The sequence below is a fragment of the Streptococcus sp. FSL R7-0212 genome (assembly GCF_038007985.1).
In the GTDB taxonomy this organism is placed as follows: Bacteria; Bacillota; Bacilli; order Lactobacillales; family Streptococcaceae; genus Streptococcus; species Streptococcus parauberis.
In genome coordinates this window covers 1,761,603-1,780,119 of sequence record NZ_JBBOYF010000001.1, presented here as the reverse complement: position 1 = coordinate 1,780,119, position 18,517 = coordinate 1,761,603, and the positions used below count along the sequence as shown (strand labels likewise).

The 18,517-nt window shown below is 34.3% G+C and carries 18 protein-coding genes; 13 read left to right on the top strand and 5 right to left on the bottom strand.

Translation table 11 applies throughout. The features are described from left to right. Positions 1-60 precede the first annotated feature (60 nt). The 6 genes from MKY69_RS08995 to MKY69_RS08970 all read left to right on the top strand — a co-directional run bounded on the left by MKY69_RS08995 (position 61) and on the right by MKY69_RS08970 (position 6,267). Positions 61-816, top strand: coding sequence for a sugar phosphate isomerase/epimerase family protein (locus MKY69_RS08995; protein WP_003103265.1), 756 nt, complete (start codon positions 61-63; stop codon positions 814-816). Next, on the top strand, positions 813-1,787 hold the full coding sequence (locus tag MKY69_RS08990; RefSeq protein ID WP_003107669.1) for a sugar kinase: 975 nt from the start codon (positions 813-815) through the stop codon (positions 1,785-1,787). The genes MKY69_RS08995 and MKY69_RS08990 overlap by 4 nt, the downstream gene beginning before the upstream one ends. Further along, the gene (locus tag MKY69_RS08985; protein WP_003107668.1) at positions 1,774-2,424 is read left to right on the top strand and encodes a bifunctional 4-hydroxy-2-oxoglutarate aldolase/2-dehydro-3-deoxy-phosphogluconate aldolase; all 651 of its coding nucleotides are present in this window, start codon (positions 1,774-1,776) and stop codon (positions 2,422-2,424) included. The genes MKY69_RS08990 and MKY69_RS08985 overlap by 14 nt, the downstream gene beginning before the upstream one ends. Before the next feature lie 563 nt (positions 2,425-2,987). Continuing rightward, on the top strand, positions 2,988-4,208 hold the full coding sequence (locus MKY69_RS08980) for an aminoacyltransferase (RefSeq protein WP_003107667.1): 1,221 nt from the start codon (positions 2,988-2,990) through the stop codon (positions 4,206-4,208). Positions 4,209-4,392: 184 nt separating this feature from the next. Then, positions 4,393-5,370: a Gfo/Idh/MocA family protein gene (locus MKY69_RS08975; protein WP_003107666.1), complete on the top strand. Its 978-nt coding sequence runs from the start codon at positions 4,393-4,395 to the stop codon at positions 5,368-5,370. A 36-nt stretch (positions 5,371-5,406) separates the two neighbouring features. Then, positions 5,407-6,267 carry a MurR/RpiR family transcriptional regulator gene (locus MKY69_RS08970; RefSeq protein ID WP_003107664.1) on the top strand — a complete coding sequence of 287 codons (861 nt, stop codon included), beginning with the start codon at positions 5,407-5,409 and terminating at the stop codon, positions 6,265-6,267. A gap of 34 nt (positions 6,268-6,301) precedes the next feature. Here MKY69_RS08970 and MKY69_RS08965 read toward each other — a convergent pair whose 3' ends face one another. Continuing rightward, positions 6,302-7,558: an ISL3 family transposase gene (locus MKY69_RS08965; protein WP_017768237.1), complete on the bottom strand. Its 1,257-nt coding sequence runs from the start codon at positions 7,556-7,558 to the stop codon at positions 6,302-6,304. Positions 7,559-7,853: 295 nt separating this feature from the next. Between MKY69_RS08965 and MKY69_RS08960 the strand changes: the two genes are divergently transcribed. The 3 genes from MKY69_RS08960 to MKY69_RS08950 all read left to right on the top strand — a co-directional run bounded on the left by MKY69_RS08960 (position 7,854) and on the right by MKY69_RS08950 (position 11,352). Continuing rightward, positions 7,854-9,032: an MFS transporter gene (locus tag MKY69_RS08960; RefSeq protein ID WP_004347302.1), complete on the top strand. Its 1,179-nt coding sequence runs from the start codon at positions 7,854-7,856 to the stop codon at positions 9,030-9,032. 147 nt (positions 9,033-9,179) lie between these two features. Further along, positions 9,180-10,616, top strand: a complete 1,437-nt coding sequence (locus tag MKY69_RS08955; RefSeq protein WP_003103468.1) for a 6-phospho-beta-glucosidase — start codon at positions 9,180-9,182, stop codon at positions 10,614-10,616. 109 nt (positions 10,617-10,725) lie between these two features. Next, a complete protein-coding gene (locus MKY69_RS08950) occupies positions 10,726-11,352 on the top strand; it encodes an SDR family oxidoreductase (RefSeq protein WP_004347304.1) in 627 nt (208 codons plus the stop codon). 26 nt (positions 11,353-11,378) lie between these two features. Here the strand turns inward: MKY69_RS08950 and MKY69_RS08945 are convergent, their stop codons facing one another. Continuing rightward, entirely contained in the window at positions 11,379-11,594 is a 216-nt protein-coding gene (locus MKY69_RS08945; RefSeq protein WP_003106019.1) for a helix-turn-helix domain-containing protein, read from the bottom strand. 1,029 nt (positions 11,595-12,623) lie between these two features. Between MKY69_RS08945 and MKY69_RS08940 the strand changes: the two genes are divergently transcribed. Both MKY69_RS08940 and MKY69_RS08935 read left to right on the top strand, forming a co-directional pair. Next, positions 12,624-13,712: a DUF4352 domain-containing protein gene (locus tag MKY69_RS08940; protein ID WP_003107655.1), complete on the top strand. Its 1,089-nt coding sequence runs from the start codon at positions 12,624-12,626 to the stop codon at positions 13,710-13,712. Positions 13,713-13,747: 35 nt separating this feature from the next. Beyond that, positions 13,748-14,143 (top strand): hypothetical protein, encoded by a 396-nt coding sequence (locus MKY69_RS08935; RefSeq protein WP_003102589.1) that lies wholly within the window; start codon positions 13,748-13,750, stop codon positions 14,141-14,143. A gap of 52 nt (positions 14,144-14,195) precedes the next feature. Here MKY69_RS08935 and MKY69_RS08930 read toward each other — a convergent pair. Continuing rightward, a protein-coding gene (locus tag MKY69_RS08930) for an IS3 family transposase (protein ID WP_233847614.1) occupies positions 14,196-15,322 on the bottom strand; the annotation gives its coding sequence in 2 pieces (ribosomal slippage) (positions 14,196-15,052 and positions 15,052-15,322; 1,128 coding nt in all). Positions 15,323-15,448: 126 nt separating this feature from the next. On the opposite strand from MKY69_RS08930, the gene scrK reads away from it, so the two are divergent. Next, the gene (gene scrK / locus MKY69_RS08925) at positions 15,449-16,333 is read left to right on the top strand and encodes a fructokinase ScrK (RefSeq protein WP_003107634.1); all 885 of its coding nucleotides are present in this window, start codon (positions 15,449-15,451) and stop codon (positions 16,331-16,333) included. 173 nt (positions 16,334-16,506) lie between these two features. Here scrK and MKY69_RS08920 read toward each other — a convergent pair. Continuing rightward, a protein-coding gene (locus MKY69_RS08920) for an IS3 family transposase (protein WP_096368445.1) occupies positions 16,507-17,654 on the bottom strand; the annotation gives its coding sequence in 2 pieces (ribosomal slippage) (positions 16,507-17,402 and positions 17,402-17,654; 1,149 coding nt in all). A 78-nt stretch (positions 17,655-17,732) separates the two neighbouring features. Further along, entirely contained in the window at positions 17,733-18,095 is a 363-nt protein-coding gene (locus MKY69_RS08915; protein ID WP_003104960.1) for a helix-turn-helix domain-containing protein, read from the bottom strand. Between the two features lie 157 nt (positions 18,096-18,252). Between MKY69_RS08915 and MKY69_RS08910 the strand changes: the two genes are divergently transcribed. Continuing rightward, positions 18,253-18,453, top strand: coding sequence for a helix-turn-helix domain-containing protein (locus tag MKY69_RS08910; RefSeq protein ID WP_003102601.1), 201 nt, complete (start codon positions 18,253-18,255; stop codon positions 18,451-18,453). The last annotated feature ends 64 nt before the right edge of the window (positions 18,454-18,517 follow it).

Genomic DNA, 18,517 nt, shown 5'->3' with positions numbered 1-18,517 from the left:
TACTATGAGTTGGAACAGTACTATTAAGTAGTACTGTTCTCTTAATAATGGAGATTAAATATGAATAATCAAATTGTAGCAAACTTACTTATTTTTGAAGATAAGTGGAAAAATGGTGAGAAACAAAGTGAATTAATTCAAAAGGCTTTAGAACTTGGTTTTTCAGCTATTGAAATTAGAAGAGAATACTTCTTTAACATACATGAAGAAATTGAAGAGATCAAAACTCTTCGTATGAAAAATAATTTTGAACTTTATTATAGTATTCCTGATAAAATTTTTGTTGATGGTAAAGTAAATCAGGCATTCAAAAACTATATTTCTGAATCTAAAGATCTTGGTGTTTCTAAAATTAAATGTAATATTGGCGATTTTCAAAATTTTAAAGGAAATATGAAAGAAGAATTATCTTTCATACTTGATAACTCGTTTGAAGTTAATGTTGAAAATGACCAATCAAAAGAAAATGGGACAATAGCACCTATTCAGAAGTTCTTTGTAAAAGTAAGTAATGAAGGATTAGATATTGGTTTTGTATATGATATTGGAAATTGGCTATTCGTTTCTGAATCTCCTGAAACGGCTAAGGAACAATTGAAAACATATACAAGATATATCCACTTAAAAGATATTGAAAAAACAAGTAATTCGGAACTTACTGTTGTTGGAATTGACAAAGGGCAATTAGATTGGAGAAAACTACTTAGAGATTTATTAAGTGATTATCCCCTTGCCATTGAGTATCCAATGGAAAATAATGAAGACATTCATAGTGATTTGGAAACAATAAATACATATTTGGAGACTTTATCATGACAGATATTATTACAATAGGCGAACCACTAGTGGTACTAGCTTCTGAAAATTTAAACAAAAATTTAGTTGATACCTCAGTTTTTTCAAAGATTTTAGGTGGTGCGGAATTAAATGTTATGATTGGTGCATCACGTTTAGGACATTCAACGGAATATATTACTCAAGTGGGTGAGGATCCATTTGGTCAATTTACGGTTAAAGAAATTGAAAAACAGGGTGTTGGTAATTCCTATATTGGTAAAGATTCAAAATATTGGACAGGTTTTTATTTGAAAGAATTTACAAATCAAGGAGATCCAAAAACATTTTACTTTAGGAAGGGTTCAGCAGCAGCACATATTTCAGAGGAAACTATTGATCAAGTTGATTTGAGTGATGTCAAATGGGCGCATCTTTCAGGAATATTCCCAGCAATTTCAGAACAAGCTTTACAAATGTTTAAACGCTTGTTAATTAGAATCAGAGAAAATGGTATACATACAACTTTTGATCCAAATTTGCGGCCTGCACTTTGGGAATCTGAGGCCAAGATGCGAGATACCCTCAATGAATTAGCAAAATTTGGTGAAATTGTAATGCCAGGAATTGGTGAAGGGAAGATTTTAGTTGGGTCAGAGGACCCAGAGGAGATTGCCAATTTTTATCTTTCTCAAAGTCATATTACAAAAATTGTTATTGTTAAACTTGGTGCTAGTGGAGCCTTTGTAAAAACAGTAGAAGGTGAGAGTTATTTAGTTCCTGGTTATAGAGTTGAAAAAGTTATTGATACAGTAGGAGCTGGTGATGGCTTTGCGGTGGGCGTTCTAACAGGATTAATTGAAGGCTTAACATTAAAAGAAGCAGTAAAAAGAGGCTGTGCAATAGGAGCATTAGCTGTAATGACTCAAGGAGACAATGATGGTTATCCAACACGAAAACAACTGGATACTTTTCAAAAATCAAATATAGGAGCTCAATATGAAACGATATAATATTTTACAACAAATGATAAATTCGGGCGTTGTGGCTGTCGTTCGGGCTAATAGTCCAGAAAAAGCAATAAAAATTGTAGATGCAATTATTGAAGGTGGAATTAAATCAATAGAGTTAACTTACTCAGTTCCTCAGGCTAATAACGTTATCAAAGAATTAGTTGATAAATACCAAGGTTCTGGTGTAACAATTGGTGCGGGAACAGTTTTGGAACCTATTTCTGCAAGATTAGCCATTATTGCAGGAGCTCAATTCATTGTCAGTCCTTGCTTTGAAAGAGAAGTAGCAAAATTATGTAATTTATATCAAATTCCTTATATACCTGGAATTTTTACACCAACGGAAGTCAAAACGGCATTAGAATATGGTTCAGAAGTCATCAAACTCTTCCCTGGTGATATTAGTGGTGCAAATATGATTAAGGATTTAAAAGGTCCCTTCCCAGATCTCAATATTTTGCCTTCAGGTGGGGTAAATGCAGATAATATTAAAGATTGGATGAAGGCAGGAGCGACAATAGTTAGTGCTGGTTCAAGTTTATATTCCATTGGAAAAAATGATGATTTTGAACTAATTACCCAAAATGCAAATGAATTTATTAGAAGTTATCAAAAGTGTTTGATAACTAAAAAATAGAGAATAGCTTTTAAATGTTTAAGAAGTAATTTCCCATGATCAAAATCTAAAATTGAAAAAAGACTAATCTAAGCTATAAAAATAATAAATTTAATTATAAAAGAGAATACTCCTGAAAACTAGGCTAATAGTTATTAGGAGTGTTCTCTTTTATTTTCATATAATACTATTATATATCCAACTGTATCTTCAAGATGCCATTTCTACTATCCAATTGTTACTCAATTTAAACTAATTTATAGCAGAGATTATAAGATTTTTAAAGTCAAAGTTAGCTTGATAAGCTTCAGACTGTTTAGACTTTCCAAGAGAATGAGCAAGTCTTCGCTATTTTGGCAATTTTATCAAATATAAGGCCACTCCTTTAAACTGTTAATTCAACTATTTCAAGATATTATAGGATGAAATTGTAGCAGGCCTTTTTTTATTAAAAAATTAAAAATAAGAATTAAAAAGATGAAAATAATTGTTTACATCTCTCATGATTTTTGTTAAACTGAAATAGTTGTAACACAAATGAAATAAATGTAATGTAAAAGAAATTAAAATATTGGAGAATTTTTATGGGTACAAATTTTTCTTATAAAATGGGCATCAGCACTGAGGAACACGATGCCTTTGTGAAAGCAAGCAGTGAAACAAACTTGCTACAAAGTAGCGCTTGGGCACAAGTTAAAAGTAATTGGGCTAGTGAACGAATTGGTATTTACAAAGGCAATGAACAAGTAGCCTCCATGTCAATTCTTATTAAGCCATTACCTTTGAAACAAAGTATTATCTACATCCCAAGGGGACCAGTTTTAGACTATTCGGACAAAGAATTATTGGGGTACACTTTTGGAATTCTCAAGAAAATCGGGAAAGAAAAGAAAGCTATTTTTGTCAAGTTTGATCCAGCAATTCTATATAAGCAATATAGTATTAATGAAGTGGGAACTGAGTCAGAGAAGGCTAAGGAAATAATTTATAATATTATTTCAGCTGGTGCAAAATGGACCGGTTTGACAATGGAAATTGCTGACAGTATTCAGCCCCGCTTCCAGGCCAATCGTTATCTCCATGATAACTTAGAAACAAGTTTTCCAAAACATACGAAACGTTTGATGAAAGATGCGATTAGACGAGGTGTAAAAGTCAAACGCTCAGATATAAGTGAAATTGACGTCTTTGCAAATGTTGTCGCCTTAACTGAGGAACGCAAAAAAATTGCCTTAAGAAACAAAGCTTATTTTAAAAAGCTGATGACTATTTATGGAGATGACGCCTATCTTCATTTAGCTACGGTTAACATTGCAGAGCATTTGGTTACATTTAAATCAGAGCTTGCGCGTGTTGAAAAAGACTTAAGTGAAACATTGGAACATCAGGTGAAAAGAATCAAAAAGTTATCTGATCAAAAAGAATCACTTAAAAAATACATTTCAGAATTTGAAAGATACTCTGTTAAATATCCAGATGAAGTCGTTATTGCTGGTATTTTATCCATAGGTTATGGAACATCTATGGAAATGCTTTATGCTGGTATGAATGAAGACTTTAAGAAATTCTACCCACAATACCTGCTTTATCCAAAAGTCTTTCAAGATGCTTTTGATAATGGGATTGCATGGGCAAATATGGGCGGTGTAGAAGGTAGCCTAGATGATGGCTTAACAAAATTTAAAGCCAATTTTAACCCAACCATTGAAGAATTCATTGGAGAATTTAATATTCCCGTTAACCCACTTTACTACCCAGCCAACGCCCTCTATAAATTGAGAAAAACATTGCGGAATAAGCATTAATCATTATCCAAAAACAGTAATGAACTTTTTGTTCATAAAAGTTCAAAAATATAAATATATCTTGTACTTTTAAATCTATATTGGACCTAATTATATATTATTCTGTCCCTCTGCTATAAAATATAATCAGAACTTGTTATCAGTACAAGTCTTAGATTATCTATTAGATAAGAGGAGAAATAATATGAAATTATTAATTGCTGGCGCAGGAATGATTGTCAAAGATTTTTTAACAATGACAAAAGATTTGGAAAATATTGAATTAGTTGGAATTGTTGGGATTGAGCAAGATATAGAAATAATGACTCACTTGAGTGAAACATATAGTATTGAACAAGTTAGTACGAACTTCCAATCAGCATTAGAGACAATGGAGATTGATACAGTCTATGTAGCTTTGCCCAATCACTTGCATTATCAGTTTTCAAAGTTGGCTTTAGAAGCTGGAAAACATGTTATTTGTGAAAAACCATTTACACTAAAATTGAAAGAATTGGAAGAGTTAGAAGAGCTTGCTAAACAGAGACATTTAATTTTAGTTGAAGCAATTACTACTCTATATCTCAAAAATTATCACCTTTTAAAAGAATCAATCGCTCAGATTGGGACTGTTAAACTTTTGGAATGCAATTATTCACAATATTCATCTCGATATAATTTATTCAAAGAAGGAACAATTCTGCCAGCATTTAATCCTAAATTTGGTGGCGGAGCCTTGATGGATATCAACATTTACAACATTCACTTTGTCGTAGGTCTTTATGGAGCTCCCGACTCTGTCAATTACTTTCCAAACATTGAAAATGGGGTTGATACTTCTGGAATTTTGGTCCTATCCTATCCAGAATTTAAGGCTGTTTGTATTGGGGCAAAGGATTCCTCATCACAGTCATTTGCCAAAGTTCAAGGGACTAAAGGCACTGTACAAGTTAATGGCTCAGTTAACTTTTTAGAGAGTTTTAGTCTAAATTTATTATATGAGCAGGAAGAAATCATTGATGTTAAAAACCATAGTCACCGCATGTTTGATGAATTTAAACAATTTATTTGCTTAATTGAGGAAAAAGATTTTGACTTTGCGACAAAACAAATGCAGGAAAGTAAAACAGTTATCAGTATTGTTGAGCAAGCCTTTGAAGGCACTGGAATTACTATAGGTTAAGTTATGGTATAATGAAAATAAAAACTAGGTGAGACCATGACATTACTTTACCAATTGCAAGAAAAGTCTGATTTTACAGGAACTGAAGCGCGAGTTTCAGATTATATATTGCAAGAATTAGAAAATTTTTCAGCCATGACTATTCATGACATTGGTATAGGAGCTTATACCTCTAATGCATCAATTATAAGACTTGCCAAAAAATTAGGTTTCGAGGGATTCAAGGACTTCAAGATTCAACTTGTTAAAGATATTCAAGCAAGTTTTACTCAAGTTAGTGCAGTAGATCCTAATTTTCCTTTTGATGTGACTGATAACGTAAATGCGATTAGTAAGAAATTATCAGATTTATCTATCAAGGCAATTACTGAAACTACCAATCATATCAATACAAAGGAAATACAAGAGCTTGCCAAGGTAATGTCAAAAAGCAATCGAATTTTTTTATATGGTATTGGTGACTCTCAAATCAGAATCAATAGTTTCCAAAATAAATTAATGAAACTAAACATCTACGCCATTGTAGCTGATAACTATAGTGAAGAAATTTGGCACACTCTTAATGCTCAAACGGGAGATATCGCCTTATTCGTGACCTATGGTGGTCATACCCAAAGTATGGCAAATAATTTAAAACAGTTACGGCGAAATAAAGTAAAAACAGCATTAATTACAGCAAGCCGAGAAGATCAGTTACGTAGCTATAGTGATTTTGTCATTTCCTTACCAAAGGGTGAAGGTGACAAAGGGAAAATAAGCACCTTCTTCTCACAAATTGCCATAGATTATGTCTTAAATTTGTTATTTTCATTGATTTATAAAGAAGACTTTACAAAAAATGCCATAGAAACAAAGAAAAAGAACCTAGCTTTCAAAAAACTAGGAGGAAAGAAATAAGGCTCTTTGTCAACTGTAGTGGGTAGATGAAAAGCTAACACCTAGAGAGGACGAACTTCGTCCTCTCTTTCTTTATGTTCAATGCAATCAAAATCCGTTTTTTAAAGTTTTCAAAGTTCCTGAAACCAAAGGCATTTCTCTTAATGACTTTGATGAGATTATTGGTAGCTTCCAGTTTGGCGTTGGAATAAGGCAATTCCATGGCGTTTACAACCTTGTCTTTATCCTTTAAAAATGTCTTCAATACCGTCTGGAAAATAGGATTAACGATGGCTATTTCCTGTTCGATGAGGTCAAAGAAATGGTCTGAGTTCTTCTCTTGGAAATGAAATAAGAGAAGCTGATAGAGTACATAGTGTTGTCGTAGTTCCTCGGAGAAAGACAGGAGTTTTTCTAGGATTTCCTTGTTAGTCAAATGCATTCGAAACATAGGACGATAAAATCGTTTATCGCTGAGTTTACGGCTATCTTGTTGTATCAATTTCCAGTAACGTTTCAAGGCTCGGTATTCCTGCGATTTTCTGTCGAATTGATTCATAATTTGAATACGGACACGGTTCATAGCACGACTAAGGTGTTGCACGATATGAAAGCGATCGAGTACAATTTTTGCATTCGGAAAAAGTTGTTTAGCAAGTTGATAATAGGGACTAAACATATCCATGGTAATCACTTTGACCCGATTTCTAACCTTTCTAGGATAGCGAAGAAAGTGGTTTCGGATGGTTGCTTGAGTTCTTCCGTCGAGAATGGCGATGACATTTAGGGAGTCGAAATCTTGAGCGATGAAGCTCATTTTCCCCTTCTTGAAGGCATACTCGTCCCAACTCATCACCTCAGGTAGGGTATTCCAATCCGTTTCAAACTTGAACTCATTGAGCTTTCTCATAACTGACGATGTTGAAATTGATAGCCTGTGTGCAATATGTTTCATTGCTTGATTTTCGATGAGTAATTGTGCGATTTTCTGGTTAACAGCGACAGAGATTTGGTGGTTCTTCTTGACAAGAGGAGTTTCAGCGACCGCCATTTTTCCGCAATCTTTACACTTGAAACGACGCTTTCTAAGGCGGATAAGTAAAGGGTAGCCAGCAGTTTCTAAGTAGGGGATTTTAGAAGTTTTCTGGTAGTCGTACTTAGCCATTTGTCCCTTGCATTTTGGGCATTTAGGGGCTGTGTAGTCCAAGTGACCGTGGAGTTCTAAGTGAGTTCCCATATCATATTCATCAGTGATAGTGATATTTTTGTCTTTAATTCTGAGAAAATTTGTGATAAGATTTAGTTGTTCCATATGAGTCTTTCTAAAATGATAGTTTGAGCACTTTTCATTATAGGTCATATGGGACTTTTTGTATATACTCAAAAAGGCTCCATAATCTCTACAGTGGATTTACCCACTACAGAAATTATAGAGCCAGAAATAAGGACCACTCAAATGAGTGGTTTTTTACAACCTGATTCTTCTTTTGGGTTTAATTCTAAATCAATTTTTTGTAAACTTTGTTTCAATTATTGGAAAAAGGGTTCGTTTATGGGGGTGGTCATGGTAGACTTAGATTACTAGTTAGTAAACGAAGGAGTTTGTTTTGTTGAAAAATTATAAAAATAGCTATTTGAGTTATTTTCTCATGTATACCTTTTACTTTTTATCTTTTGCCCTCTTTTCATCTCTAATATCTGTCTATTTATTGGACAAAGGGTATGGACCGAGTCAAGTGTCATTGGTTGTTTCTGTTTCATTTTTTACATCTATGTTGGCACAGCCATTTATAGGGGCGTTGAATGACCGTTACAATGTTAAAACAGTGACTATTATTTCATTTGCATTGACCATATTGGGAGCTATTTTATTTTTGTTGGCCAATTCGATTTGGTTTTATATTATTTCATATAGTTTAGTCTTACTTTTGATTAATGGGACCAACCCTGTTATGGAGCAATTAGCCACGTCAAGTCCATACCACTATGGGAAAATCCGTATTTGGGGGACTATTGGCTATGCCTTAGGAACGCAGATAGCAGGATTGATTTATGATTTCATTTCTCCACAGGCTATCTATATTATCTTTGTTGGCACCATGCTACTTGCTATCATCGGGACAATGGGGATTCAAGTTCGTCAGAATACAATTGAGCCACAAACTGACTTGTTGACTGAAAAAAATAGAACAAGTTTTAAAGAAATTCTAAAAGATAAAACCTTTTTGCTCTATATGATTATTGTCATGCTCTTTTCTGGAGTGATGAATACTGGACACACTTATTTACCAGCCATGCTTGAAGCAGATGGTCTTAGTGTTGGTCTAGCGACTACAGTTGTCTCACTCTCAGTTATTTGTGAATCTCCTTTGATTTATTTTTCTCATCTCTTCATGGATAAGTTTAAAAGTAAGCAACTTTTCTTGGTTTCTGTAGGATTTGTACTCTTACAATATCTCATTTATGCCTTACATATTAATATCACTTCAACAGTTGCCGTCACTTTATTGGCTAAACATGCTGCTGCAATGTTATTCATTATGCTTAATATCAAAATTGTTGCATCACTTGTTGATCGTCATGTCTTGATTACAGCTTTAGCACTTATTCAGACTGCACGTAATCTTTCCTCAATTATTTTTCAAAGCATTGCTGGACAAATTCTGGAAGTGTCAACCTATACTGTCCTTTGTTGGGTCTTGGTAGCAGTATTAACAGTTATCTTTGTGATGGTTGCTCTGCTTAATTTACCAAGCGGCAACCAGGAGAAACTTTTTTCACGTTAAGGTTAGCTTTTAACAATGGAACTCTGTTTACAAAATTCAAGATATTCCACAATAAAAACAGGAACTATGTTCTAAAATAAGGTAAATGTCTGATAACTTTAATAAGGTTTGATATGATAGACTTAACAAACAAAAGGAGAAAATCATATGTCATTTCCAAAAGATTTCTTATGGGGCGGAGCCCTTGCTGCACACCAATTTGAAGGTGGAGTTCTGGAAAGTTCAAAAGGCTTGAGCGTTGCGGACGTTATGACGGCTGGCGCCCATGGGGTTCCTCGTGTGATTACGGATGGTGTGGTTGAAGGGAGCTATTATCCTAACCACGTCGGAATTGATTTTTATCATCGTTATAAAGAAGATATTGCTATGTTTGCGGACCTAGGCTTTAAAGCTTTTCGCACGTCAATTGCTTGGACACGTCTGTTCCCAACTGGTTTTGAAAATGAACCGGATCAAGAAGGACTTAAATTCTACGATGATGTTTTTGATGAATTATTGAAATATGGAATTGAGCCAGTTATTACTTTGTCTCACTTTGAAATGCCTTATGAGTTAGCTAAGAAAAACGGTGGCTTTATGAGTAGAGAAACAGTTGATGCTTTCGTTAGATTTGCAGAAGTTTGTTTCACGCACTATCAAGATAAAGTTAAATACTGGATGACATTTAATGAGATTAACAATCAAATGAATTATCGTAATGACATCTTTGGTTGGACAAACTCTGGTGCGCATTTTGGTGAGTATGAAAATCCCGAAGAAGCGATGTACATCTGTGGTCACCATACGTTGCTAGCTTCAGCACGCGCTGTTAAAATTGGTAAAGATATCAATCCAGATTTTCAAATTGGGAATATGATTGCCATGGTACCAATTTATCCATACTCATGTCGTCCAGAAGATGTACTTCTAGCTAATCAGGCTATGCATGACAGATGGTTCTTCTGTGATGTTCAAGTAAGAGGACATTACCCAGCTTATGCTCTTAAGATGTTTGAACAAAAAGGATTTAACATTCCAATTACAGAAGAAGACAAGGCAGTCTTAGCTGAAGGAACAGTAGATTATATTGGTTTCTCATATTACATGACAAATGTGGTTGATTCTCAAAAAGAACAAGCTGACATGTCAAAAACCATTGAAGCTTCTAATCCTTTCAGTGTTAAAAATCCTTTCATCAAGGAGTCAGATTGGGGTTGGGCAATCGACCCAGTTGGTATGCGTTATGCTCTTAACATTTTCTATGAACGTTATGAAAAACCAATGTTCATCGTTGAGAATGGTTTTGGTGCAGTTGACGTCAAAGAAGAAGACGGTTCAATTCATGACCAATACCGTATTGATTACCTTAAAGCTCATATCCAAGAAATGGAAAAAGCAATCAATGAAGATGGTGTTGAACTAATGGGCTATACTCCTTGGGGCTGTATCGACTGTGTGTCATTTACAACAGGTGAAATGAAAAAACGTTACGGCTTCATTTACGTAGACCGTGATAATGAAGGTAAGGGAACACTTGAACGTTCTAAGAAAGATTCATATGACTGGTACAAACAAGTAACAGCTTCAAATGGTGAAGTTTTATAATAGAATTGAAAAAGGTAAGTTCAGACTTACCTTTTTTGTACATCAAAGTAATTTCTTGACAGTTATGATAGTACTTACTATACTTAAGCCTAATAAAGGGGTGTGGAAGATGAAGATATTAGTTACTGGTGGCAGTGGTTTTGTAGGAAAAGAAGTTATCAGACAAGCGCTTATGCAGGGGCATACAGTGGCATATTTATCAAGACATGAAGGACAAGGTAAGCTTTTTGAGAATCCTATGGTGACGCATATCAAAGTAGATTTAGTAAAAAATCAGAAAATGACACTCCCAAATAATTATGATGTCATTGTTCATTTGGTCGGAGCAATCAAACCAAATGATTTACAACTCTTAAATGTGCAAGCGATGAGAGGGGTCATAAAACTAGCTGTGGAAAATCAGATTGAACAGCTTATTTACTTATCGGCACGAGTTGGGTACCCAGCCTATTTAAAAAGCAAACAAGAAGCTGAAGAATTGTTAAAAGCTTCAGGACTAACTTATGGGATTTTACAATCCGGGTTAATTTATGGAACTGAGCGTCCTCTTGCCAGTATCATTGGACAAATCAGTAGATACTGTAATCAACTACCGCTCCTTGGGAAACTAGTTACCGTACTTTCTCCTATACCTGTACAGGAAGTAGCACAAGTGTTACTAGAAAAAGTCAAAACAAAACCAGCTTCATTTACAGAAAAACTAATACCCTTATACATAAAAAAGAATAGCTTATAGGCTATTCTTTTATTTATTTTATTATCTTATCTTTGTTTTTCTCTTGCTTCATAAGATAATATATCTCCTGGTTGACAATCTAAAATCAAACAGATTTTCTCAAGGGTTTCAAAACGGATGCCTTTTGCTTTCCCTGTTTTTAATATAGATAAGTTGGCTTGAGTGATGCCAATCCTTTCAGCCAACTCCTTGGAGGTCATTCTTCTTTTGAGAAGGACTTGGTCAAGGTTTACTGAGATCATTGCAATCCCCCTTTAAATGATCTGATCTGAATTATCTTGTGATTTCAGACCTTCTTTAAATAAAATATAAATAATGTAAATGAATCCCAAGAAAACGACATCACGTGTCAATTTCAATCCCGTTTCCATCAGAATCGTCATATCTAGTTTTAAATAGAGTCTTTCCATCAGTACAGAATTGATAATATTTGAACAGATGAAAAGTTCATAAATATGAAAATATGCGACAACATCTTTAAATTAGCTTTTCTAAAGAAAACACTTCTCAGCCTATTTAAGATTAGTAACTGGACAATGAAAAAGATAAAGAAGAATAAAAAGATATTAATAGCAATTGCTATTCCAATCATCGGTTTTTCCCATCCATGAAATTATTTGAAATCATACCAAGGATCAGCATGGAAGAGGAAGGTCTTTAAACTTTCTGGGAAAACAGCAGCAATCAAAAATTGTCCACTGAAATATATCCCCATCAAATCCATCACAATTAGTGTAATGAAAACGATTGTTCAGAGAATCTTAGTTGACTTTGACATGAGTGGGCTTTCCAGTTTTTAGTTTCAAATTACATAACTGTGACTATTATAATATAAAATGTCCAGACTGAAAAGAGGAGAAAACTAATAGTAAGAGACCAAAAACTTTCACAAGAATATGTGTAAGCGTTGACATTATTGTTTTGGGATAATAAAATTATTTTAAGAAGTAAAAAAATGTCTGATTCTCTAAGATTATAATGAGATAGCGATAACAATTAAGTGGATACAGGAGGAGAACACTTAGGGTAAAATTAACAATTATTTCATAAAAAGTGAAAGCTGATTCTTTATTTTGGGAATTGCGTCAGCTTTGTAGTCAGTTAAAAGGTCTACTAGTGATTTGTTAAATCAGAAAATGACTAAATAGTGCAACGATTCATCAAGAATGAAAAAGGATGAGGAGAAGTCCTGTAAGAATCAAAGTTGGTATGTTATGAGGAAGGGTCTAGAACTCTTTAGCTAAATAGGAAGATGGAAAAGGGTAAGGAATATGAAAAAATTAGCAATTAGCATGGTTACATTATCGTCAATCTTTTTATTAACTGCTTGTGGTGGCAATAAAGAAACTAAAGATGGTACCGTTGCATCAAATGGTTTACAAGTTAAAGTCGTTGACGGTGAATACGTACAACCATATGATATGAAAACTTCAAGTAGTAAAAATGGCTTCTTAGCATTACAACTTAAACTAAAAAATACTGGTGACAAATCTCTAACTTATAGTGAGTCAGACATCACACTTAATAGTGAGGATGAAGATTTAGAACCAGAACATGCTTACGATTCAACTAACAAATTTAAAACAATTGGCTATGAAAAATTATCAAAAGGTCGCTCAAAAACAGAATATGTTGTTTTTGAAGTTGATAAGAGTGAAAAAGGTTATAAATTAACAATTGATCCTAACACTTCTGAAAAAGCAGATCCAATTGAACTCAAAGTTAATGCAAAAAAATATAAAGATAATACAGAAAACATTAGAGATTTAGTAGACAGCTATGTTAAACAAACTTTCTTGCCAGGTGCAGAAAATGCAGATAAGAAATTATCAAAAGACTTTACATTAGCTAACAAAATTGAAGAAGACCAAAAGAAATATATGGACGAATTCAAAAAAGATATCAAGGATTCATGTCGTTACTATCAACCAAGTGATGCGGATCTTGAAAAAATTGCCAAAGGTTATGTGGATGCTAACTCTAAACGTGCCAAAATGGAATACACTGTTAAGTCATACCTTCCAACATCAGCAACTATCACAGTTAAACCATCTGTTATCAACTTTGATGATATGGACCTTGAAGGTTTAGCTAATGACTATGTTGAAAAACATGGCAATTCAAGTGCTGACTACGAAACAAAATATAAAGAAGCTGAAAAATACATCTTAGAAAACCTAGGAAGTCGTTATGATTCAGCAGCTATTAATACACCAAAATACATGTCTGGCGATGGTTATGATATCAATATCTCAAAAGATGTTGATTCAGGAAAATGGACTGTTGATTCATCAGATGCAGATTTAAACTACTCTTACAAAGATTTAGTTAAAGCATTCACAGGTGGAATTAAATATTAATAAAACCAAAGCACAGATGGGCCTGGAGGAAGCATATGGTAAGAGTAAGTATCCATAGACAGGTTAGTCTAGTCAATGATCGAGGTTTACTCTTCCTGGAAGTTGATCAGATTAAAAAGGGGAAATTGATTATAGGGAAGGTGTTGACCTTTGATTTAACTAAAGGAAGGCACCAAATAAGAATTAAAGATGTCCTTGGTTTTACTAGCAATACTTTTTACATCAATGATCAAGAGACAAACGACCTCCAACTTATTGTCTCAAATGCTAGCTCGGTCGTCTATGTCTTAATGTTACTCGTGTTAACAAGCTTAGCCTTATGTTTCACCCACCATCAAGAAACTATCTTTATTCTTTGGCTAGTCTTTTGCATCTACATTTGTCTATTTAAAAGACACCAACTTTATAAGATTAAGAGAAGAGAAGAATAAAAAACAAGCCGATGGCACTGCACCCCAATAGTGGGACAGAAGAAAAACACTCTTATGAAACCAATTTTCTGAATTGAACAGGAGATTGGTTTTTTAAATGACGTTGAATTCTAGTTTCATTATAAAATGTTATGTAATTTTTAACAATATTTGTTATACTAACTTTGTTGTGTTTTCTCCTATCTTGGAGATAAAAGGTTTCAGTCTTTAAAGCGGAGTGAAACCATTCAATACAGGCGTTATCTGCAGGTGTCCCTTTTCGAGACATTGAGCGGGTAATGCCTTTTTCAATACAAGCGAGATAGTAAGCATGTGATGTATAGACAGATCCTTGATCACTGTGTAATAGGACTCCTGATTCTAAATCAAGTTGATTAAGGGTATCAAGTACAAGATCATTGTCCTGTGTATCTGAAATAGTATAGGCCACAATTTCACGATTATAAAGGTCCATAATAGATGACAAGTATAAGGTAGTTTTTCCAAAGTTGAGATAAGTAATATCTGTAACTAGTTTTTGTAATGGTCTGGTTGCCTTAAAGTCACGGTCTAGCTTATTGTCTGTGACGTAGTATGGCCTACCTAATTTAGGGGACTTCTTTATTCTAGTGCGACATAGCCACCCTCTGCTCTTCATGATACGATAGACTTTCTTTACATTGGCATTAATCCCAAACTCTTTCTTTAGAAGACTTGTAATGGTTCTATAACCATATATAAACTTATATTTTAAGCAGAGCTCTTCAACTTTTTCGATAAGACTATCATGAATAGGAGGCTTGATATTAGATTTCCACCGATAATAGGTTGAGCGTGAGACCTTAAAACAGTCCAGAATAAAACCTAATGGATACTGATATCTGTAGTAATCAACAAGCTTGATGAGTGTTACTTTATCGATTTTCTCATCAAGCTTTGATACTTTTTTAAAAGTTCAACTTGTAGTTTTAATTGCTCAACTTCTGATAACTGTTCCATTCCTTGACCGTAAGTATATTGCTTACCTACAGGTTGATGAAAACGATACGTTTCTCCTTTTTGATACCAGCGCCACCATGTATATATCTGGCTTTTATTTTTAATACCAAGTCTATCCATAATAACTTTTTCGGGCTTACCTGATTTCTTCATTTCAATACAGGCTAATTTGGTTTCTAACGAGTAAGCTTTTTTGACCATAATAAAACACTCCTGATTCTATTTTACTAGAATTCTACAGGAGTGTTTTTCTTGTGTCTCATTTATTGGGTGCAGTGCCAAGTCTAAGTGGGTCACAAATGAGTAATGAAGGGAAAGTACTAAGAGATGGCAAATGAATTATATGGAAGTATCGAAGCTGGCGGGACTAAATTTGTTTGTGCTGTTGGTGACAAGCTTTTGAACATTATTGATAGTGTGCAATTTTCAACTGAAGATCCAAAATCAACTCTAACTAAAACAGTTGATTACTTTAAACAATTTACATCTGACTTAAAGGCTATTTCTCTAGCCTCATTTGGGCCAATAGATATTATTAAAGGATCAGAAACCTATGGTTGTATACAAGACACACCAAAGATGGGCTGGTCACATACAGATCTTTTTGGATTCTTAACAGAATCTTTACAAGTTCCCATTCATGTGACAACTGATGTAAACGCATCTGCTCAGGGTGAAATGACACAGCGATCGGACATCAATAGTTTAGTTTATTATACTGTTGGAACAGGTATCGGAGCGGGAGCAATTCAAGCAAGTATGGAAATTGGTCAAATTGGGCATCCCGAAATGGGACATATTCTTGTAGCAAAACATCCAAAAGATCAAGAGTTTGTTGGAATTTGTCCATTTCATAAGGATTGCTTAGAAGGACTGGCTGCTGGACCAAGTCTGGAAGCAAGAACGGGTATTCGTGGGGAAAATATTGCAGAGAATCATTCTGTTTGGGAAATTCAAGCATATTATATTGCACAATCTCTTTTACAGACTACGTTAACTCTTAGACCTGAAATTATTGTTTTAGGAGGAGGTGTAATGTCACAAAATCATGTTTTACAACTAGTTAGAAAACAATTTAGTAAACTCTTAAATGATTATATTACAGTCCCTCCCTTAGAGGATTATATCGTGACACCAATCATTGAGAATAACGGGAGTGCCACTGTAGGTAATTTTTACCTGGCCAGAAAAATCGATCTTGAAAATAATTAATATTATATTTACTAAATGATATTCAGCTACTAAACAAATCAGAAAACTTACAGTCCTGATTTTATTGAATAAAAAAATAGTCTCCTATAATGTACTGCTCCCTAAAAGTTAGACATAAAATCTAACAATTGGGTGGAAAGTCAACGAAAAACTAGACACGGAGTTAAGAGAATTTAAGAATTATATTTTTCAAAGTCTTTTGGAGACTTGTAATCAAGACCTGAATGCATCCTTTTTGTATTGTAATAGGTCTCAATGTATTTAAATATTTCTTGAGTAGCCTCAGCTCTTGTCTCAAAATGAGCATCATTAATAAGCTCCCTCTTTAGCGTCTTATAAAAAGACTCCATCATTGCATTGTCATAGGGATTTCCTTTACGACTCATGCTAGATTGAGCACCGACTTGACGAAGAGTAGATTGATAACGAGAGCTTGTATATTGACTCCCTTGATCAGTATGGACAATCAAGCCAGGCTGAGGATGTTCTTTCCCACAAGCTTGTAATAAGCAATCCCTCACCAGTTTATCTTGCATCCGTGAAGACATTGACCAGCCTACAATCTTACGTGAAAAAACGTCGATATTCACGGCTAAGTATAAGGTGCCTTCTTTGGTAGGGATATAGGTCATGTCTCCCAGCCATACTTTATTAGGAGCTGTTGCTTTAAAGATCTGATTAATTAAATTGGGTCTTGAAAGCGAAGCTCCTTTTCTGTTGTAATGTTTATATTTATAACGGCTTCCCTTGGCATAAAGTCCCATCAAGTGCATCAGTTTCCCAACACGTTTCGTGTTGGTCATAATACCAGTATTATGAAGTACCTTGGTAATTCTAACCGCACCATAGCGTCCCTTATGCTCATGAAAGACAGCTTTTATCTTCTCTGAGAGAATTTCTCTCTCCACTTGTTGTTTTGAAGGACGACGATGCATGTATTCATAGAAACCTGAGCGAGAAACCTTAAGAACTTTTACTGCATGCTTAATTTTTATCTTCCCATGATGTTTCAAGAGAAATTCAAAACGTTTTACTTGCTTCGCTTCAAGAAGACCCGGAACTTTTTTAGAAGTTCAAGTTCCTCCTGAAGATAACGATTTTCTTTCTCTAACAATTTAATCTTATGTTGGGCATCAGCCAGGGCTGTCCCATTGCCTGGAAAAGCACTTTCTCCATATTCTTCAACTTCTTGAACCCAGCGATAAAGACTATTGGCATGAACCTCAAGCTCTTGGCTGACTTCTTTAACAGAGTAACCCTCTTCAAGAATGAGTTTTACTGCAGAATTTTTAAATTGTTTATCGAATTTTCTTCTTGCCATAATAAACCTTTCCACGATTTCTCTTAACTTTGTGTCTAGTTTATTATAACCTTTCCAGGGGGTCAGTACATAAAGAGGCTATTTTTTGTTATTAGTATTTTGTTTTTCTAGTAGTTCTTCGCCAAAGTCCAATAATTTTTTAAAATAGGACTCATCGAGCTGTTCAGAGATCATTTGTAGGTCATGCAAATGACGTTTCGGGAGGGGATAGTTTTGACGATCTGCTAAATCGACCTCCATTAGTTCAGTTAAAGAAACTTTGAAGAGATTAGCAATTTTTCCAAGGATATCTGTTTTTGGAGTATACTTCCCTTTTTCCCATTCACTAATAGAAGAGGAACTTTTACGGCCAAGGTACTCAGCAAGTTCTAATTGTTCCATCTTATTTTTTAATCTAAGATATTTTAAATTTCGAGCAAAGAGACTTTTTTGTCCTGACATTTTTGACCTCCAACTATTTCTAAATCATATCATATCATAAAGCACCTAGAATCGGAAGTTTTTGAAAAAAATTTGTCTGAAAGTATTGACTTCATAAAAACCGAAGTTTATAATATAGATATCATAATTCCTTAATAAATAAAAAGGAGGTCACCAATTGTCACAAACATCTCTCAAATCACTGAGATTGGCTAAAAAATTGACGCAAGAACAGTTAGCCAATAAAACTGATATTTCAGTTAGAACTATTGCCCGCTATGAAAAAGATGTAGCTGTTCTACGAAGAGCTAAGTATGAGAAATTAAAAGCTATTGCCGAAGTCTTATCAGTCACAGTTGATGATATTTTTTTAGGGTAAACTTCGGAATTTATGAATTTGCTTCAATATCTCCTTTCCTAACATAAAAAATAAGGTATCCAAA